We start from the raw sequence: 16,480 nt of genomic DNA on the forward strand, positions 1-16,480 counted from the left end.
CACTACCATGACAGAACAATCCCAAGAGCGTACTAAAGCGCAACAGTATAACTTCAATAAACTTCAGAAACGTATTCGTCGTAATACGGGTCAGGCTATTGCGGACTTCAACATGATTGAAGAAGGCGATCGTATTATGGTTTGCTTGTCTGGCGGCAAAGACAGCTTCACCATGCTTGATATTCTGATGAGTTTGCAAAAAAGTGCGCCAGTATCGTTCTCTTTGGTGGCGGTGAACCTTGATCAAAAACAGCCTGGTTTTCCTGGCCACATTCTTCCCGAGTATTTAGCGTCTCTTGGTGTCGAATACAAAATTGTCGAGGAAGATACTTACTCCATCGTTCAAGATAAGATCCCAGAAGGCAAAACGACGTGCTCGCTGTGTTCACGTCTGCGCCGTGGTATTTTGTACCGTACTGCCAAAGAACTGGGAGCAACCAAAATCGCACTAGGCCACCATCGTGATGACATTATTGAGACCTTGTTTCTAAATATGTTCCATGGCGGAAAAATGAAAGGTATGCCACCAAAACTGGTATCAGACAATGGCGAACATGTTGTGATCCGTCCGCTAGCCTATTGTCGTGAGAAAGACATTATCAAATACGCTGATATGCGTGGCTACCCTATTATTCCATGTAACTTGTGTGGCTCTCAGCCGAATCTAGAGCGTCAAAATATCAAACATATGCTCAACGATTGGGACAAGCGCTTTCCAGGGCGCATCGAAACTCTGTTCCGCTCGATGCAAAACGTGGTACCAAGTCATTTAGCAGATTTTGAACTGTTTGATTTCAAATCGATTGATCGAGACTCTGGCGTCATCAACGGTGGCGATATCGGCTTTGATAAAGAGCAAATCGAGCCGATGAAATTCGATGATGAAGACATTGTTCAGGAGTTTGACCCTAGCCTTAAGCTCGATGTCACCAATTTATGATCTCCTAGATCAACACGACAGACTGGCATAGTGTCATGGAATCTAAAGGGCTGCATTTGCAGCCCTTTTCGTTACCGGGTCACCATTACGGCTCAAAAATCACTTTGGTATGTATGGCAGGACCCGCCGAGTTGGCGCATGCAAAGCCAAAGAGCCATGACGCTGCAACTCTTCGATCGTGATTTGCACTTTATGATTGTTTATCGCCTTTTCTGTGCCATCGGCAAAACGCAGCGTAGAGTGAGTACTTGGTGAAAATTCAAGTGTGACGCCAGTGATTGTTGGGGTAAACCACCGTGAAAACAGCCCTCCTAAGTCGTTAAGCAGTGACTGCATCTGGGGTAAAAGCACTTGAACATCGTTGAGCGATACCTTCTCAACCCACGGTGATTTACGCATGACAACAAAGGAATAACTGCATGTGGGGCTGCTGGGTAACTGAATAAAAACCAAGGGGTTTGCTGAGCGTAAATTAGCATCTATCGGAAGCGGCAACTCTTGTGAACTTGGGATGATTAACTCTTCGTAGTGAGCCTCTTTTTCCATCCAAGCTTTATTGATTCGACACGTGCTCCCAGTTTGAGTATCAATAAAAAAAAGGCCAAGTTTTACATCAGAGTCTTGATAATCGCGGTTTTGCTTAAGCTGACCATAGAGCTTTGAATAGGTGAACATATACTCTTGAGACGGCTCTGGGCGTTTAAGCGGAACTTGCTCTGTCGTCGCGATACTTGACGTTGGGGGCGTTTCGGCTAGGGTGATACTGTTGGGAATGAGCAAAGCGCACACTAAGGCTGCGCTTTGAATAAAGGAGACTAACTGCGGCATATCCATATCATGTTATTGAGTCCAGAAAGGTTGATTGTAACGAATCATCTCCTGAATTTCTTTAACATAGTGTTGACCACGTTCCGAATACGCTAACAAGCCCTCAGAAACTTGCAGCGCGGTATTGGTGCTCTGTAAATTTTCACCCTTTTCACTTAAGTTATCGCGGATCTCACGCAGTGGTTGATAAGCGCGATTTCGATTTACATTCATAAAATAGCGGTGTACCGCTTCCTGAGCGGTGTCAAATTTTTCCACTTCGTGGGTCGCCCCCGCACTACGCTGCGCTGGAATGATGCCGCAGCCTTTGCTATAGCACCATTGGCCGAAAAAGTTATTGGCCTCTTTCGCAAACCGCGATGTTCCCCAAGCTGACTCGTTTGCCGCTTGAGTGAGCACAAGCGCCTCAGGTAACACATTGACTCGCATGAGCATTTCGTCAAGCCACTGCTGAGTTAGTGGGCTTCCGTCTAATGGCATCGAGTAGAGCTTACCTAACCTATCAGCGTAAGCATATTCTTCTTCAGTCACATTGGTCGGTGTCAATGTTTCGAGGAATTCTCGCTCCTCAATAATGCGTTGATTTTCCAGAGCGACTATAGGGCTGAAATAGTCAAAAAACGCCTGTTTTTTCTGTTTTGTTTCTTTGATCGCACCAAAGTTGGGGACCGGTGAGTGATTTTCAAAGCCATTAGGCGTCACATCACTTCGCGCCGTTGCCACACTGCTAATGTGTGGCTGAGTGTAAAATAAATATGGCCCCACGGCGCTTAAGGCAATGACACCAACAATAAGTGCAATTCGACCTACTTTTAAGCTTGTTACTGACTTATGCATCAAACACCTGTGAATCTTTCGGCTGTTCTGTCGCGACGATTTTGAGTTTTATACCGAACATTTCGCGATACAAAATGCCCTTCATATGGAAAAAGAATGGCAAAACAAAAATCAAGCCAATGCCGTAGAACATCGCCGCCACAATGAACATTAGCAAAACTGCCAAGTACAGTCCTGCGACAGCGAAAAACTTCTTGTTGATGGCACGAATTGACAGCCACAAAGATTGAATTGGTGACACTCGCTTCTCGCAGATGAGAAGAATTGAATGAGTAAAGGCAATCATTAGATAAAATTGCAGTAACGGAAAAATCAACTGTGCGATACCTTGAAGCATGGTGCTGATAAACACAGCCAAGATCACCGACACCGTGTAATTTAATCCCTTACCAATGTGGCGAGTTTTGGTGCGTAAACCGGCCACGTGACTCATCGCCATCAAACTGACGCCAGCAAAAACCGGGGCACTAATCACCTCGTAGCTAAAGTTTGCGATAAAGATTGCATTGACAATATGCGATGAGAGGAGTTCTGGGTTAAGTAGCGCCTCTAAAATCACAGCGGGATTGCCCAGTTGCAATTTAAGTGCGATATAAAAGATTCCAAGCTGCACAATGACAAGCAGCATAATGGCGGGTGAAAAACTTAGAAAATGTTTAATGGTGGCTTGCCAGGCCTCTTTGAACACGGCAACTGGGCTGAGCTTATATTGACCAGACAATGCCTGCTCAATGGAGCCACCCAAATTAAGATCTTTTTCGAAATTGTTACTCATATAGTTTCCAAAAGGCGAAGTTAGTAGCAAGTTTTTGCAAGAAATTCGGTATGCTTGCTAATCTGCGTGATGCTTTTTTATGCTTTGAGAGTGCGTATCATCGCATTCGTCATTTGCTCGGGCGCATGATTATACCCTAAAGCGATCAAGTCGAACATTTGAAGTGTTGCTTTTCAAATTGATTGGTTAATAATTAAACCGATGATTTTGTGATAAGAACCTGTTTAAAAATGAGTTTTTCGATTCAGTTTCAAATGGTTGGCAAAAATGCTGCCACTTATGGTCAGTATGGTAAGAAACTTTTACTTTTTCACGCAAAAATTTTTCAGTTTTGAGGCAAGAAAATGCTTTGAATTCACATTTTTGGTGATTATGATGCGCCCCTAAATGTGAATAGCTACAGGTCATAATGTTAGTGCGCTAACGACCAGGGTGGGAGAAAAACAGACGTTGAACGCTAAACAACACGCAGGACAACCCGTTATTCAATTAACGGGAATATGTAAGAGTTTCGATGGTAAGGAAATCATCGGTAATTTAAACCTAGACGTTAACCACGGTGAGTTTTTAACGATTTTAGGGCCGTCTGGCTGTGGTAAGACAACGGTACTTCGTATGATTGCGGGTTTTGAAACCGCAAACGAAGGTACGATTTTACTTGCAGGCCAGGATGTGACACATGTTCCTGCCGAACAAAGGCACGTCAACACTGTTTTCCAAAGCTATGCACTCTTTCCGCATATGACTGTGTTTAACAACGTAGCATTTGGTTTGCGCATGCAAAAAGTGCCTGCGGCTGAAATTGAGCCGCGAGTAATGGAAGCTTTACGCATGGTTCGTCTTGAAAAAATGGCGCAGCGTAAGCCTCACCAACTTTCTGGCGGACAACAACAGCGTATCGCGATTGCCCGCGCTGTTGTGAATAAACCCAAAGTGCTGCTCCTCGATGAGTCGCTTTCTGCGCTCGATTACAAACTGCGCAAGCAGATGCAAATCGAACTAAAACAACTGCAAAGACAGCTCGGTATCACCTTCATCTTTGTAACTCACGATCAAGAAGAAGCTTTGTCGATGTCTGACCGCATTATCGTTATGCGCGAAGGTCAAATCGAACAAGATGGCTCACCACGTGAAATTTATGAAGAGCCTAAAAATCTTTTTGTTGCCCGTTTCATTGGTGAAATCAATGTCTTTAAAGCATTGGTTCAAGAAAGAATTGATGAAAAACGCATTCGCGCCACAATCGAAGGTGTCGACTCCATCGTTTATTACGATAAGCCTGTGAAATCTGGCGATAAACTGCAAGTACTCCTTCGTCCTGAAGATTTGCGTATCGAGGAGATACATGAATCCGATGAGCAAGGCATCGTTGGCCATGTGAAAGAGCGCACCTACAAAGGTATGACGCTTGACTCTGTGGTGGAAACGGAGTCAGGTATGCGCGTAATGGTAAGCGAGTTCTTCAACGAAGATGACCCGGATGTAGATCATTCTCTTGGTCAAAAAGTTGCCATTACTTGGGTTGAAAGCTGGGAAGTGGTGTTAAACGATGAGCAAGAAGATTAATCTGCAAAACGCCATCATCTCCTTGGTGGTGGGCTGGTTAGTACTGTTTGTACTGATCCCCAACTTGATGATCATCGGAACCAGCTTCCTTACTCGTGACGAAGCTAATCTCATTGAGATGACATTCACGTTGGACAATTACGCACGATTGCTTGATCCATTGTACGCAAAAGTGCTGCTGCATTCTTTCTACATGGCACTGGTCGCCACATTACTTTGTTTGGTCATTGGGTATCCCTTTGCCTACATCGTGGCCAAAATGCCGGAAAGATGGCGCCCTTTCATGCTGTTTTTGATCATAGTGCCATTTTGGACCAATTCACTGATCCGCACTTATGGATTAAAAATTGTGTTGGGCACCCAAGGCATCCTTAATAAAGGGTTGCTTGCGTTAGACATCATTGATAAGCCATTGCGTCTGATGTACACCGAAACGGCAGTTATGATTGGTCTTGTCTACATACTGTTGCCGTTTATGATCTTACCGCTGTATTCAGCGATAGAGAAGCTGGATGATACCTACATTGAAGCGGCAAAAGATTTGGGTGCGAACAAGTTGCAAACACTGACGAAAGTCATTTTACCTCTGACAATGCCCGGCATTATTGGCGGTTGTTTGTTAGTTCTGCTCCCTGCCCTTGGCATGTTCTACATTTCGGACTTGCTTGGTGGTGCGAAGAACCTACTCATTGGTAACGTGATAAAGAGTCAGGTGCTCAACGCCCGCGATTGGCCATTTGGCGCAGCGACCAGTATTGCATTAACAATTGCCATGGCAATTATGCTATATGCCTACTATCGAGCAGGTAAGTTATTGAATAAGAAAGTGGAGCTAGACTAATGGGACGCGCAGTTAGATTTAGCTTTATGACTTTGGTGTACGCATTTTTGTACTTGCCCATCATTGTCTTAATCGCAAACTCATTTAACGCCAATAAGTTTGGCATGAAATGGGGCGGGTTCACCCTAGATTGGTACCACGCTCTGATGAATAACGACAGCTTAATGCAAGCTGCATGGCATTCATTTAACGTTGCAGTGTTTTCAGCAACCGCAGCAACCATTATTGGTAGTTTGACCGCCGTTGCCCTATTCCGTTACCAGTTTAAAGGTAAAGGCATGGTTAATGGCATGCTGTTTGTTGTGATGATGTCTCCAGACATCGTAATGGCGATTTCGCTGTTAGCACTGTTTTTGGTTATGGGTGCACAGCTGGGCTTTTTCACCCTTCTCGTTGCGCACATTACTTTCTGTCTGCCATTTGTTGTTGTCACGGTATACAGTCGTTTAAACGGCTTTGACGTCAAAATGTTGGAAGCGGCGAAAGACCTAGGCGCAAGCGAATGGGTTATTTTAAAGCAAATCATTTTGCCGTTAGCAAAACCTGCAGTGGCTGCGGGTTGGCTACTCAGCTTTACCCTATCGTTGGACGATGTCATCATCAGTTCCTTCGTGACAGGCCCAACATATGAAATTCTACCGTTGAAAATTTACTCCATGGTTAAAGTGGGGATTTCACCGGAAGTAAACGCCCTAGCAACGGTGATGCTAGTGGTTTCGCTGGTCTTAGTCGTTGCATCGCAACTTCTGGCACGCGAAAAAGTGAAGTAAGAGTCGAGTTGATTCTTATCCGCAATACAGAATGGTTCATACCATTCTGTTTTTCTATCGATCGCCTATAATTAGGCAACGTTTGGTTTTGGAGCTAACGTCAATGAAAAAATGGACTACTCTATTAGCTGGTAGTGCCTGTGCCCTCTCTCTGTTTGCAGGAACTGCAGCAGCAGAAGACAAAGAACTGGTATTTATGAACTGGGGTCCTTACATCAACAGTAATATCCTAGAGCAATTTACCAAAGAAACTGGCATCAAAGTGATCTACTCAACTTACGAGTCGAATGAAACTTTGTATGCAAAGCTAAAAACGCATAATCAGGGATACGACCTCGTTGTACCGTCAACGTACTTCGTAGCGAAAATGCGTGATGAAGGGATGCTACAAAAGATTGATAAGACTAAGTTGAGCAACTTCAACAATCTTGATAAGAACTATCTGGATAAGCCTTACGATCCAAACAACGACTACTCTATTCCACACGTAGTCGCCATCACCGGTTTAGCGGTAAACACTGACATGTACGATCCAGAAGATTTCCAAAGCTGGGCAGACTTGTGGAAACCTGAACTTGAAGGTCAAGTTATGCTGATGGATGACACTCGTGAAGTGTTCCATATCGCGCTGCGTAAGCTTGGTTACTCAGGTAACTCAACAGATCCAAAACAAATTGACGAAGCCTACAAAGAGCTACAAAAGCTGATGCCAAATGTATTGGTCTTTAACTCCGACAATCCGGGCGCACCTTACATGTCAGGTGAAGTTGGCGTTGGTATGCTGTGGAACGGCAGTGCTGCTGCAGCGCAAAATGAAGGTTTGCCACTGAAACTGGTGTTCCCGAAAGAAGGCGGTATTGGTTGGGTTGACAACTTTGCTATCTCCTCTGGTGCGAAAAACGTAGATGCGGCGCATAAGATGATTGATTTTCTGTTGCGTCCAGAAATTGCCGAGCAGATCTCAAAAGACACTGGTTACTTGACTGGCGTAAAAGCCTCAAATGACAAGTTCCAAGACGTGGCACCACTGTTCCCAAGCCAGGAAGATCTTGACCGCGTTGAATGGCAAGATTCGGTTGGTGATCTAACAGTTAAATACGAAGATTACTTCTTGAAATTGAAAGCTGGCCAATAAGCTATTGCTTCATTTATCACCACATAGGCAGCGATACGCTGCCTATTTTTTTATTTGCTGATATAATCTGCGGCGATTTATTCATATTTGGTCGTAAAATGGTACTTAACTTAGCATTATGTGCCCAAACAGTTTGGCGCTAGCTTGCTAGCACTCTTTTCCAATGAATAGATTAAATTAATTATTTACAATAAGTTGCCCTGTGGGGCACGCTAACATACGAGCGGAACAGTAATGAAAAAAGCACTGTATACCGGCGCATTGTGTGCTGCTACTCTCTTCTCTGCCCAGTCTTTTGCTGCAGATCAAGAGCTCTACTTCTACAACTGGTCAGAATACATTCCTGCCGAAGTTCTTGAAGATTTTACTAAAGAAACCGGCATTAAAGTGATCTATTCGACCTACGAATCGAATGAGAGCATGTATGCAAAACTCAAAACGCAGGGAACGGGCTACGATCTTGTCGTACCATCCACTTACTTTGTGTCTAAAATGCGCAAAGAAAACATGTTGCAACAAATTGATAAAACAAAGCTTTCTCACTTTGCTGATCTTGACCCAAATTACTTAAACAAGTCATTTGACCCAGGTAACAACTATTCAATCCCGTATATTTGGGGCGCGACTGGCATTGGTATCAATGCCGATATGCTCGACATGGATTCAGTTAAAAATTGGGGTGACTTGTGGGATACTCAGTGGGATGGTCAGCTGATGTTGATGGACGACTCACGTGAAGTATTCCATATCGCATTATCTAAACTGGGTTATTCGCCAAATACCACTAACCCAGACGAAATCAAAGCGGCGTATGAAGAGCTTAAAAAGCTGATGCCTAATGTGTTGGTTTTTAACTCTGATTTTCCAGCAAACCCTTATCTAGCGGGTGAAGTTTCTCTGGGCATGCTTTGGAATGGCTCAGCTTATATGGCTCGTCAAGAAGGCGCTAATATTCAAGTCATTTGGCCTGAGAAAGGCGCGATTTTCTGGATGGATAGTATCGCAATTCCTGCTGGCGCTAAGAATGTTGACGCCGCGCATAAGATGATCGATTTCTTACTCCGCCCTGAAAATGCCGCTAAAATCGCGTTGGAGATTGGTTACCCAACGCCGGTGAAAACGGCAAGCAAATTCCTGCCTAAATCCTTTACTGAAGATAAAAACATTTATCCACCACAAGAAATCATGGACAGTGGTGAATGGCAAGATGAAGTCGGTGAAGCCAGCGTTTTATACGATGAGTACTTCCAAAAACTGAAAGTGAACGATTAATCTAACACACTCGAAAGCAGCCAATAAATGGCTGCTTTTTTATATATTGAAGGTTATTGGTGCAAGCAATTCATCGACTAGTTTCACCACTTCGACACTTGCTTTGCCATAACGCTTTTCAGCAAATTCACTTTCAATCGCGCTTGGCTCTAGGTTGAGCTCGATGGTATGAGCGCCATGCATACGCGCGTCGTGAACAAAACCTGCCGCCGGGTAGACAACGCCTGAAGTACCAATCGAAATGAACAGATCTGCCTGCTCTAGTGCTGTATAAATCTCTCCCATTCTTAAAGGCATTTCACCAAACCACACAACATGTGGTCTCAATTGAGAGGGAATTTGGCAACAATGACACAAGTCGCCGGGTTGAACATCCTCGTTACAGTCAATGACTTGATTTGAGTCTTCACAGCGTACTTTAAGCAATTCTCCGTGCATGTGAATGATATTTTGGCTGCCACCGCGCTCATGCAAATTGTCGATATTCTGCGTAATAATCGTTACTGAGCCGTCAAGCTCTCGCTCTAACTTGCCCAAGGCCTGATGCGCCGGGTTTGGCATAATTTCAGGACGCTGTAACGCACGACGTCTCTGATTATAGAAATCTTGCACTAGATGAGGATCTCGAGCATACCCTTCCGGTGTTGCGACATCTTCAATACGGTGATCTTCCCATAGCCCATCTTTAGCGCGAAACGTATGAATGCCCGACTCGGCAGAAATTCCAGCCCCAGTCAGTATGACGATATTTTTATAAGGGTATTTCATCTCACCTCGCCCTGTATCCTTTTCAATAACGCTAGGTTAGCACTCTGTGAGTAACATCCCTAGCGCTTGATATTAGACGATGGTCGCAATTCCCCACTCAGAGGCAAGGAATTGTGAGTTATACCCAGTGACCAGAATATGGTTTAGTCTTCGTTAGTTGATGAAATGCGATGAATGGAAAGATCCGCACCATTAAATTCATCTTCTTGAGAGAGGCGCAATCCAGAAACCGCGTTAATAGCGCCATAAACAACCAAACCACCTAAAACCGCGATACTGATCCCTAGCAAAGTGCCTAAGATCTGCACGGTGAGGCTGACGCCACCAAGTCCCCCAAGCGCAGATTGGCCAAAAATACCTGCCGCAATGCCTCCCCATGCGCCACATATTCCGTGCAGTGGCCATACACCTAACACATCATCAATACGTGTTTTATTTTGCAGATACGTGAAGAGATAAACAAATAGCGTCCCTGCAATTGCCCCTGTTATCAGAGCGCCGATTGGGTGCATTAAGTCTGAGCCGGCACAAATTGCGACAAGCCCTGCCAGCGGGCCATTATGAATAAACCCAGGGTCGTTTCGGCCTGCGATCATTGAGGCGACAATGCCACCAGCCATCGCCATCAAAGAGTTCATTGCAACAAGCCCACTAATCCCTTCAAGAGTTTGCGCTGACATCACATTAAAGCCAAACCAGCCAACCGAAAGGATCCACGCACCCAAGGCTAAAAATGGAATATTAGACGGAGCGAAGTTGGTATGTTTACCCGCTCGAACGCGCCCATTACGCATACCAAGGAAGATAACCGCAACAAGTGCTATCCAACCGCCAACACCATGCACCACAACTGAACCGGCAAAATCATGAAACCCAACGCCAAAGCTCGATTCAAACCACGCTTGCACGCCAAAATTGCCATTCCATATAATCCCTTCAAAGAGCGGATATACCAAACCTACGGTAAAAAAAGTCGCGACGAGAATAGGATAAAAACGGGCACGTTCCGCAATGCCCCCAGAGACGATAGCAGGGATCGCCGCCGCAAAAGTCAGCAAAAAGAAGAACTTGACCAGTTCATATCCGTTACCCTGTGACAAAGTCTCTGCGTCTGAGAAAAAATTGGCGCCATAGGCGACGGTGTAGCCGATGAAAAAATACGCAAGTGACGAAATGCCGAAATCGGCCAGAATTTTGACCAGCGCGTTAACTTGGTTTTTATGACGTACCGTCCCTACCTCTAAAAACGCAAAACCCGCGTGCATAAGAAACACCATTATGGCGCCCAGTAATAAAAACAGAGTGTCGGAACTTTGTGTCAGGGTTTGCACCGCTCCGTGTACCTGACTCACTTCAATACTCATTCGCTATTTTACTCCCTTCGCGTGCACATTAAGTGTGCATTCAATGACAACTTCACTACATTAGTGAATGATTATTATCAAAGAGATGGCAAAAAGCGTTCCAAGTTAATTGTAATTAGGAGTTTAAAATTAATTCATTGATTATTTTAGACTTTTCATCTTAAGTAGTAACGTTTATTCCTTAAAGAATTAGTGGAATTGCACCATAAGCGATCTTCTTGCATTACATTGGTGCGTAAAAAATCCCGCCTTAGCGGGATCATTGCACAAAAATAAATCAGATGTTTTATGGGGTTTTCGATTGGCGCATATGAGTCCAGTTTGGACCGGGTAAGGGTTGATGCACTTCATTGTTTTTCAATTGTCGCATTCCCTGAATCATGCGCCATAACCAAACTATGATCGCAAGAAATGCGAAAAAACCGCCAAACACAGGGATCATATAAGCGATTTTGTCTACAAGACGGCTGTGTAGCCAATAATCACTGACACCAACCAAAATCCCATTTGCGGTGGCAACACTAATAATCAACACAACGAAAAAGGTGAGATATAAAAAGAAGCTACGGATCAGACCGTAATAATGCGAGGTCACCACTTCATCGTCTTCGCCTTTATTAAGATGATAACCTGCATACACTATGGCGATAACACCGGATATCAACACGGTAAATGGCGTTAAAAAACTAAGAATATAGGCGACCCATACGCCTTTATGGGGTGAATCATCAACTTTGTTCATTGAGAGAGTCCCCTTTATTTGTTGCATCCAGATCGACTGTTGATCTTTGTTGCTCGGCCTTCACCCGCGCGTACCAGATATCATGGTGCTCTTTAGCCCAAGTCTCATCGACTTCACCGGTGACCATTCCTTCTAACGCACCTTCCATACCAAATAGCCCAATATAGATATGAAATACAAAACCGCAAATGAGTATCAACGCAGACAAGCTGTGCACCAGATTAGAAAACTCCATATCGCGTCGTGTCTGACCAAATATAGGGAAATCAAGTACCAGCCCGCTTATCGAAACCAGAGCCCCACAAATGATCAACAACCAAAACAGCGCTTTTTCGCCGCCATTAGAAAAGTCAGCTGAAGGGTGAGTACCTTTATGTTTTCCAACCATACCACCCAGCTTCAAAAACCATTGAAGATCGGCTTTATTGAAAAACGACTTCGACATCCATTTAAACAGTACCGCAATTAAAAGAATGCAAAAGATAGGACCAATATAATTGTGATACTGCTTAGCGAGCATCATGATAAAGGCCCAAAACTCCGATGGAACATAAGGTTTGAGAAAGTGCTTGCCGTAAACCAACATCAAGCCGCTGAAGGCCAATGTGAGGAAGGTAAAAGCCATACTCCAGTGCAGCGCCCTATCCCAGCGCGTCCAGCGCAAAATAGTCTTGCCTGTACGTGGTGCACTCAACATTAACGGGCCAACAATGATGTAAAACAGGATCATCATAGTAATACTGCCAAAAATCGCGACCGCGCCGACAGGCGACATCCATTTCTCTTTGAGGATATACCACGTGTTTCCTGGCGTACTGATCAAAACGTCATGTTCATCGCCTTTAGAGGTCGTGAACCCTGATTCCCCTTGACGCACCTGATCCCAAAACCCCATTGTTCCTCTTTGATAAGGATCTTGACCTACCGCCTGGTACAGCTCCTCTTGTACTTCAGTGGTATTTTCCGCATCCTGAGGCGTCGCATCGTTTGCCAGTACCGTTCCTGATAAGGCGATGGTAATCATGAAGAGCGTCACCATCGACATAATCAAGGTAGCAATGGTTTGTTGCACGCTGACAACCGATATTGGTATCGCGAGATTAGATTGCCTTTTCATACATCCACTCCCGTTACATATTGCTACCCTGAGTGGCAATGTTATCGCCATCGGTCCAACCGGCACCTTTCGCCCCTCGCTCTACCACACGCTGACGAAAGATATCGGCAATTTTAGTGGCATCACCGGCCAGTAACGATTTTGTCGCGCACATAGACGCGCACAAAGGCAGTTTTCCTTCGGCAATTCGATTCGCACCATAAAGCATACGCTCTTCTTCTGAGCCCGTTTCAACACCAAGCCCACCGGCGCAAAATGTGCATTTGTCCATTTTACCGCGTTCGCCAAATGCGTCTTTCTTAGGAAATTGCGGCGCACCAAATGGGCACGCAAAAAAGCAATACCCACAGCCAATGCAGAGATCTTTATTGTGCAAAACGATGCCATCTTCAGTCTGTTCAATACAGTTTGTTGGACAGACCGCAATGCAAGGAGCGTCACTGCAGTGCATGCAAGCAACGGAGATAGAGTTTTCACCGGGCTCGCCGTCATTTACGGTGACCACTCGCCTGCGCATAATGCCCCACTGCACCGCTTCCGCATTGGCGTTTTTACACGCCGTGACACAACCATTACATTCGATGCAGCGTTTCGTGTCACAGAGGAATTTCATTCTTGCCATGATAAGCTCCTTACGCTTTGCGAATGTTGCAGAGTGTCACTTTGGTTTCTTGCATTTGAGTCATAGGATCGTAACCATACGTGGTACTGGTATTTGCTGCTTCACCGATGACATAAGGCTCAGCCCCTTCCGGATAACGATTAAGTAGGCTTTGCCCTTCAAAACGGCCGCCAAAGTGGAAGGGTAAGAATGCCAATCCAGGGTACACACGAGGGGTTACCAAAGCGCGAATCTTAATTCGGCCTTCTTCCGCCCCCTCAAGCCATACTGTATCGCCATCTTTAAAACCAAGATCATTCGCGTCTTTCGGATTAACTTCGACAAACATCTCTTGTTGCAGCTCAGCAAGCCAAGGATTTGAGCGAGTCTCCTCACCACCACCTTCATATTCAACTAGGCGGCCCGAGGTTAGGATCAGCGGATACTGTTTTGCTTTATCCTGCTCCTGTATGGATCGATAGAGCGTTGGCAAACGGAAAATAAACGCGGCATCTGGGTAAGTTGGAAACTCTTTGACCAGTTGACGTCTTGGTGAGTAAAGTGGCTCCCGATGAATGGGGATCTTATCTGGAAACGTCCAAACCACAGTACGTGCTTTCGCGTTACCAAATGGTATGCACCCGTGTTTGATAGCAACGCGCTGAATACCTCCGGATAAGTCGGTTTTCCAGTTGCGTCCCTCTGCTGCTACTTTTTCCTCGGGCGTCAGATCATCCCACCAACCAAGCTGCTTGAGCATTTTTGACGTAAATTCTGGGTAGCCATCTTTAATGTCAGACCCTTTGGAATAACTATCGACAGCCAGAAGACTTTGCCCATCGTACTCAACACCAAAACGCGCACGGAAATTGCCGCCACCTTTAATGACCTCTTTAGAGGTGTCGTAGAGAATATGCGTGCCGGGGTGCTTCAATTCTGGGGTTCCCCAACATGGCCAAGGTAAACCGTAGATCTCGCCATTAGCGGGACCGCCATCGGCTTCAAGTGTCGTGAAGTTAAACGTGCCCCAGTTCTTTTGATGCAGCTTTAATCGTTCAGGGGTTTGCCCCGTCATGCCGATGGTCCACATACCTCGGCCATACTCATGGGCAATATCTTCAATCACAGGTTGGTTGTTTTCGACCCGTATATTTTTAAACAGCTGTTCAGCAAAGCCCAAACGCTTAACCAAGAGATACATAATTTCATGGTCGACTTTGGAGTCAAACAGCGGCTCTATCACCTTGTCACGCCATTGTAGCGAGCGATTTGACGCAGTGACCGAGCCATAGGTTTCAAACTGAGTCGTAGTTGGCAGCAAATAAACCCCGTCTGTGCGTTCATTCATGACCGCCGCAACAGTAGGAAATGGGTCGACAATCACCATCATTTCCAGCTTCTTCATTGCCTCCGGCATTTCATTCCCGCGCGTTTGCGAGTTTACGGCGTGCCCCCAATAAAACATGGCGCGCAGATTGTCACGCTGCTGCATGTCATCTTTGTTTTCAAGTACGCCATCAATCCAACGTGAAACTGGAATACCTGTTGCGTTAAAAGGTGTGACACCGTGATAGACGCCTTGATCAAACCGATTTTTAACCCACTCGTAGTCGAGATCCCACACTTCAGCCCAATGCTTCCACGCGCCATCGGTTAAACCATAATATCCGGGTAAGGTGTGACATAAGACACCAAGATCTGTCGCCCCTTGCACATTGTCATGTCCGCGGAAGATATTTGCCCCGCCGCCTGATTTACCAAGGTTACCCAACGCCAATTCCAGTATGCAATACGCCCGTGTATTACTGCTCCCTACCGTATGCTGCGTTCCGCCCATACACCACACGACGCAACCGGGACGGTTTTCTGAAATGGTCTTTGCAATGGCATACACTTGCTCTTCAGTGGCATTGGTGACTCTCTCGACTTGCTTGGGATCCCATTTTGCGACTTCCGCTCGTATCTCATCCATACCAAAAACACGCTGATGAATGAATTCTTTATCTTCCCAGCCCTGCTTGAAAATATGCCACAATACCCCCCAAACGAGCGGAATATCGGTTCCGGGACGAATCGAGACATACACATCAGACTTTGCTGCGGTGCGTGTTCTGCGCGGATCAACCACCACGATTTTGCAGTTGTTACGCTCTTTTGCGATCAAAATATGTTGCATCGCGACGGGGTGCGCTTCAGCAGGGTTAGAACCAATAAACATGATTGACTTGCAATTATGCATGTCGTTAAACGAGTTAGTCATGGCGCCATAGCCCCATGTATTGGCAACCCCCGCAACCGTGGTGGAATGGCAAATTCGTGCTTGGTGGTCAACGTTATTGGTTCCCCACAAAGACGCCATCTTGCGAAAGAGGTAGGCTTGTTCGTTATTGTGCTTGGCACTACCAAGCCAATAGACAGAATCAGGCCCCGACTCTTCGCGGATCTGCAAAATTTTTGCCGCGATTTCATCCAGTGCTGTGTCCCACTCGATTTTTTGCCATTTCCCGTTGACCAATTTCATTGGGTATTTTAAACGACGTGCACCGTGGCCATGTTCTCGCAGTGCCGCCCCTTTTGCACAGTGCCCACCTGCATTAAACGGATGATCAAACGCCGGCTCTTGTTCGGTCCAAACGCCATTTTGTACCCCGGCATACACGCCACAACCCACCGAGCAATGAGAGCAGATGGTTCGTTTGGTTTCCATCGGTGCGTTGTAATCTGCCTCCGGTATAGTGGCTTGTGCTTTTTTCATCATACTCGGCGCGAAAAGGCCCGCACCAACTGCAGCGCCACCAGCGGCCAACGATGTTGTGCGTAAAAAGGTTCGCCGTGAAAGACCGAACGGATGACGAAACGAGTTGGAGGACAGACTATTTTGATGTTCGACGCTATCGGAACGTTTGGTTAGTTTCACAAATCAC

General features: G+C 45.6%; 15 protein-coding genes. 6 read left to right on the forward strand and 9 right to left on the reverse strand.

Going from position 1 to position 16,480, the window contains the following annotated elements:
• The first annotated feature begins 7 nt into the window (after positions 1 to 7).
• The gene (gene ttcA, locus HGP28_RS06630) at positions 8 to 940 is read left to right on the forward strand and encodes a tRNA 2-thiocytidine(32) synthetase TtcA (RefSeq protein ID WP_168835671.1); all 933 of its coding nucleotides are present in this window, start codon (positions 8 to 10) and stop codon (positions 938 to 940) included.
• A 99-nt stretch (positions 941 to 1,039) separates the two neighbouring features.
• Here the strand turns inward: ttcA and HGP28_RS06635 are convergent, their stop codons facing one another.
• The 3 genes from HGP28_RS06635 to HGP28_RS06645 all read right to left on the reverse strand — a co-directional run bounded on the left by HGP28_RS06635 (position 1,040) and on the right by HGP28_RS06645 (position 3,380).
• Complete coding sequence (locus HGP28_RS06635; RefSeq protein ID WP_168835776.1) at positions 1,040 to 1,615, reverse strand: DUF2987 domain-containing protein; 576 nt, start codon at positions 1,613 to 1,615, stop codon at positions 1,040 to 1,042.
• A 165-nt stretch (positions 1,616 to 1,780) separates the two neighbouring features.
• Complete coding sequence (locus HGP28_RS06640) at positions 1,781 to 2,605, reverse strand: glucosaminidase domain-containing protein (protein ID WP_168835672.1); 825 nt, start codon at positions 2,603 to 2,605, stop codon at positions 1,781 to 1,783.
• On the reverse strand, positions 2,598 to 3,380 hold the full coding sequence (locus tag HGP28_RS06645) for a DUF2189 domain-containing protein (RefSeq protein ID WP_168835673.1): 783 nt from the start codon (positions 3,378 to 3,380) through the stop codon (positions 2,598 to 2,600). Before HGP28_RS06645 ends, HGP28_RS06640 begins: the two co-directional genes overlap by 8 nt.
• 432 nt (positions 3,381 to 3,812) lie before the next feature.
• On the opposite strand from HGP28_RS06645, the gene potA reads away from it, so the two are divergent.
• The 5 genes from potA to HGP28_RS06670 all read left to right on the forward strand — a co-directional run bounded on the left by potA (position 3,813) and on the right by HGP28_RS06670 (position 8,964).
• Complete coding sequence (gene potA / locus HGP28_RS06650) at positions 3,813 to 4,946, forward strand: spermidine/putrescine ABC transporter ATP-binding protein PotA (protein ID WP_168835674.1); 1,134 nt, start codon at positions 3,813 to 3,815, stop codon at positions 4,944 to 4,946.
• Positions 4,930 to 5,787: a spermidine/putrescine ABC transporter permease PotB gene (potB, locus tag HGP28_RS06655; protein WP_168835675.1), complete on the forward strand. Its 858-nt coding sequence runs from the start codon at positions 4,930 to 4,932 to the stop codon at positions 5,785 to 5,787. Before potA ends, potB begins: the two co-directional genes overlap by 17 nt.
• Complete coding sequence (gene potC, locus HGP28_RS06660) at positions 5,787 to 6,557, forward strand: spermidine/putrescine ABC transporter permease PotC (RefSeq protein WP_168835676.1); 771 nt, start codon at positions 5,787 to 5,789, stop codon at positions 6,555 to 6,557. Before potB ends, potC begins: the two co-directional genes overlap by 1 nt.
• A gap of 103 nt (positions 6,558 to 6,660) precedes the next feature.
• Entirely contained in the window at positions 6,661 to 7,692 is a 1,032-nt protein-coding gene (locus HGP28_RS06665) for an extracellular solute-binding protein (protein WP_168835677.1), read from the forward strand.
• A 234-nt stretch (positions 7,693 to 7,926) separates the two neighbouring features.
• Positions 7,927 to 8,964: an extracellular solute-binding protein gene (locus HGP28_RS06670; RefSeq protein ID WP_168835678.1), complete on the forward strand. Its 1,038-nt coding sequence runs from the start codon at positions 7,927 to 7,929 to the stop codon at positions 8,962 to 8,964.
• Between the two features lie 39 nt (positions 8,965 to 9,003).
• Here the strand turns inward: HGP28_RS06670 and cobB are convergent, their stop codons facing one another.
• The 6 genes from cobB to HGP28_RS06700 all read right to left on the reverse strand — a co-directional run bounded on the left by cobB (position 9,004) and on the right by HGP28_RS06700 (position 16,473).
• The gene (gene cobB / locus HGP28_RS06675; protein ID WP_168835679.1) at positions 9,004 to 9,732 is read right to left on the reverse strand and encodes a Sir2 family NAD+-dependent deacetylase; all 729 of its coding nucleotides are present in this window, start codon (positions 9,730 to 9,732) and stop codon (positions 9,004 to 9,006) included.
• A 143-nt stretch (positions 9,733 to 9,875) separates the two neighbouring features.
• Entirely contained in the window at positions 9,876 to 11,096 is a 1,221-nt protein-coding gene (locus tag HGP28_RS06680; protein WP_168835680.1) for an ammonium transporter, read from the reverse strand.
• A gap of 286 nt (positions 11,097 to 11,382) precedes the next feature.
• Positions 11,383 to 11,838, reverse strand: coding sequence for a hypothetical protein (locus tag HGP28_RS06685; protein ID WP_168835681.1), 456 nt, complete (start codon positions 11,836 to 11,838; stop codon positions 11,383 to 11,385).
• Positions 11,825 to 12,883, reverse strand: a complete 1,059-nt coding sequence (locus tag HGP28_RS06690; protein ID WP_246225625.1) for a formate dehydrogenase subunit gamma — start codon at positions 12,881 to 12,883, stop codon at positions 11,825 to 11,827. Before HGP28_RS06690 ends, HGP28_RS06685 begins: the two co-directional genes overlap by 14 nt.
• An 85-nt stretch (positions 12,884 to 12,968) precedes the next feature.
• A complete protein-coding gene (gene fdh3B / locus HGP28_RS06695; protein ID WP_168835682.1) occupies positions 12,969 to 13,577 on the reverse strand; it encodes a formate dehydrogenase FDH3 subunit beta in 609 nt (202 codons plus the stop codon).
• 10 nt (positions 13,578 to 13,587) lie between these two features.
• Positions 13,588 to 16,473 (reverse strand): formate dehydrogenase subunit alpha, encoded by a 2,886-nt coding sequence (locus HGP28_RS06700; protein WP_439333840.1) that lies wholly within the window; start codon positions 16,471 to 16,473, stop codon positions 13,588 to 13,590.
• Positions 16,474 to 16,480 lie beyond the last annotated feature (7 nt).

Source organism: Vibrio agarilyticus, from assembly GCF_012641465.1.
GTDB lineage: Bacteria > Pseudomonadota > Gammaproteobacteria > Enterobacterales > Vibrionaceae > Vibrio > Vibrio agarilyticus.